The 3,237-nt window shown below is 55.4% G+C and carries 1 rRNA gene; it reads right to left on the bottom strand.

The window, feature by feature from the left end:
- Positions 1-40: 40 nt before the first annotated feature.
- Positions 41-3,177 (bottom strand): 23S ribosomal RNA (locus ABIB29_RS19925).
- Positions 3,178-3,237 lie beyond the last annotated feature (60 nt).

Below are 3,237 nucleotides of genomic sequence, written 5' to 3'. Positions count from 1 at the left end.
GGTGTGAACGTCTTTTGAATCCGTTCACGGAAGAGGGTGTGTGGTGTAAGTTATCGGCCTATTAGTACCGGTCAGCTTCACGAGTCGTTAGTCCTCGCTTCCACATCCGGCCTATCAACCCAGTGGTCTGGCTGGGGGCCTCTCACACACAAGGTGTATGGAAATCTCATCTCGAAGCGAGCTTCCCGCTTAGATGCTTTCAGCGGTTATCCCATCCGAACGTAGCTAATCAGCGGTGCACTTGGCAGTACAACTGACACACCAGAGGTTCGTCCGTCCCGGTCCTCTCGTACTAAGGACAGCCCTTCTCAAATTTCCTGCGCGCGCAGCGGATAGGGACCGAACTGTCTCACGACGTTCTAAACCCAGCTCGCGTACCGCTTTAATGGGCGAACAGCCCAACCCTTGGGACCTACTCCAGCCCCAGGATGCGACGAGCCGACATCGAGGTGCCAAACCATGCCGTCGATATGGACTCTTGGGCAAGATCAGCCTGTTATCCCCGAGGTACCTTTTATCCGTTGAGCGACGGCCATTCCACAATGTACCGCCGGATCACTAGTCCCGACTTTCGTCCCTGCTCGAGATGTCTCTCTCACAGTCAAGCTCCCTTGTGCACTTACACTCGACACCTGATTGCCAACCAGGCTGAGGGAACCTTTGGGCGCCTCCGTTACTTTTTAGGAGGCAACCGCCCCAGTTAAACTACCCATCAGGCACTGTCCCTGACCCGGATTACGGGCCGAAGTTAGATGTCCAAAGTGACCAGAGTGGTATTTCAACGATGACTCCACCCGAACTGGCGTCCGGGCTTCAACGTCTCCCACCTATCCTACACAAGCCACTCCGAACACCAATACCAAACTATAGTAAAGGTCTCGGGGTCTTTCCGTCCTGCTGCGCGTAACGAGCATCTTTACTCGTACTGCAATTTCGCCGAGTTTATGGTTGAGACAGCGGGGAAGTCGTTACTCCATTCGTGCAGGTCGGAACTTACCCGACAAGGAATTTCGCTACCTTAGGATGGTTATAGTTACCACCGCCGTTTACTGGGGCTTGAATTCTCAGCTTCGCCTTGCGGCTAACCGGTCCTCTTAACCTTCCAGCACCGGGCAGGAGTCAGTCCGTATACATCGTCTTGCGACTTCGCACGGACCTGTGTTTTTAGTAAACAGTCGCTTCCCCCTGGTCTCTGCGGCCCCTGCACGCTCCGGACAGCAAGTGTCCATCACGATGGGGGCCCCCCTTCTCCCGAAGTTACGGGGGCATTTTGCCGAGTTCCTTAACCATAATTCTCTCGATCGCCTTAGTATTCTCTACCTGATCACCTGTGTCGGTTTGGGGTACGGGCGGCTAAAACCTCGCGTCGATGCTTTTCTAGGCAGCATAGGATCACCGAATCCCCCCTTACGGGAGTCCCATCGGGTCTCAGGCATCATGAACGGCGGATTTGCCTACCGTTCGCCCTACATCCTTAGACCGGGACAACCATCGCCCGGCTCGGCTACCTTCCTGCGTCACACCTGTTAATACGCTTGCCTCCCAGGATCAGGTCCCGCGCTCCACCAAAACCCTTCACCCACAAGGGGTGTCAGGCAGGTTTCGGGCGGTTAGTATCCCCTGTTCAGCATGGGCGGTTTTTCGCCGGTACGGGAATATCAACCCGTTGTCCATCGACTACGCCTGTCGGCCTCGCCTTAGGTCCCGACTTACCCAGGGCAGATTAGCTTGACCCTGGAACCCTTGATCATTCGGCGGACGGGTTTCTCACCCGTCTTTCGCTACTCATGCCTGCATTCTCACTCGTGTAGGCTCCACCGCTGGTTTACACCGCGACTTCACTGCCCACACGACGCTCCCCTACCACTCCAGACGCCTGAACCAACCCCGCGAGGGGGCGGCTTAGCTAATATCTGAAATCCACAACTTCGGCGGTGTACTTGAGCCCCGCTACATTGTCGGCGCGGAATCACTTGACCAGTGAGCTATTACGCACTCTTTTAAGGATGGCTGCTTCTAAGCCAACCTCCTGGTTGTCTTCGCAACTCCACATCCTTTCCCACTTAGCACACGCTTAGGGGCCTTAGTTGGTGGTCTGGGCTGTTTCCCTCTCGACTATGAAGCTTATCCCCCACAGTCTCACTGCTGCGCTCTCACTTACCGGCATTCGGAGTTTGGCTGACGTCAGTAACCTTGTAGGGCCCATTAGCCATCCAGTAGCTCTACCTCCGGTAAGAAACACGCAACGCTGCACCTAAATGCATTTCGGGGAGAACCAGCTATCACGAAGTTTGATTGGCCTTTCACCCCTACCCACAGCTCATCCCCTCCATTTTCAACTGAAGTGGGTTCGGTCCTCCACGACGTCTTACCGTCGCTTCAACCTGGCCATGGGTAGATCACTTCGCTTCGGGTCTAGATCACGCCACTGCAACGCCCTGTTCAGACTCGCTTTCGCTACGGCTTCCCCACACGGGTTAACCTCGCGACGTAACACTAACTCGCAGGCTCATTCTTCAAAAGGCACGCCGTCACCAGAATCAGACTGGCTCCGACGGATTGTAAGCACACGGTTTCAGGTACTGTTTCACTCCCCTCCCGGGGTACTTTTCACCTTTCCCTCACGGTACTGGTCCGCTATCGGTCATTAGGGAGTATTTAGGCTTATCAGGTGGTCCTGACAGATTCACACGGGATTTCTCGGGCCCCGTGCTACTTGGGATACCCCCCGGGCGGTACACAACATTTCGGTTACGGGGCTCACACCCTCTCTGGCCGGCCTTTCAAGACCGTTCACCTATGCCTGTACTACACACCCCACTGTCCCGGCAGAGACAGAATGGGAAGTCCCACAACCCCGACCATGCAACGCCCGCCGGCTATCACACATGGAACGGTTTAGCCTGATCCGCGTTCGCTCGCCACTACTGACGGAATCACTATTGTTTTCTCTTCCTGCGGGTACTGAGATGTTTCACTTCCCCGCGTTCCCTCCACGCACCCTATGTGTTCAGATGCGGGTCACCAGGTGGCTCGCGCCCCTGGCGGGGTTTCCCCATTCGGACACCCTGGGATCACAGTCCGGTTATCGACTCCCCCAGGCTTATCGCAGATTCCTACGTCCTTCTTCGGCTCCTAATGCCAAGGCATCCACCGTGTGCTCTTAAAAACTTGACCACAAAAGATCAATAAAACGCTATTCTTTCGAGAGAACCACAGAAACCATCACCCCACCCC

It is taken from the genome of Arthrobacter sp. UYEF36 (assembly GCF_040547025.1).
In the GTDB taxonomy this organism is placed as follows: domain Bacteria; phylum Actinomycetota; class Actinomycetes; order Actinomycetales; family Micrococcaceae; genus Arthrobacter.
This window is presented reverse-complemented; position numbering and strand designations above follow the sequence as displayed.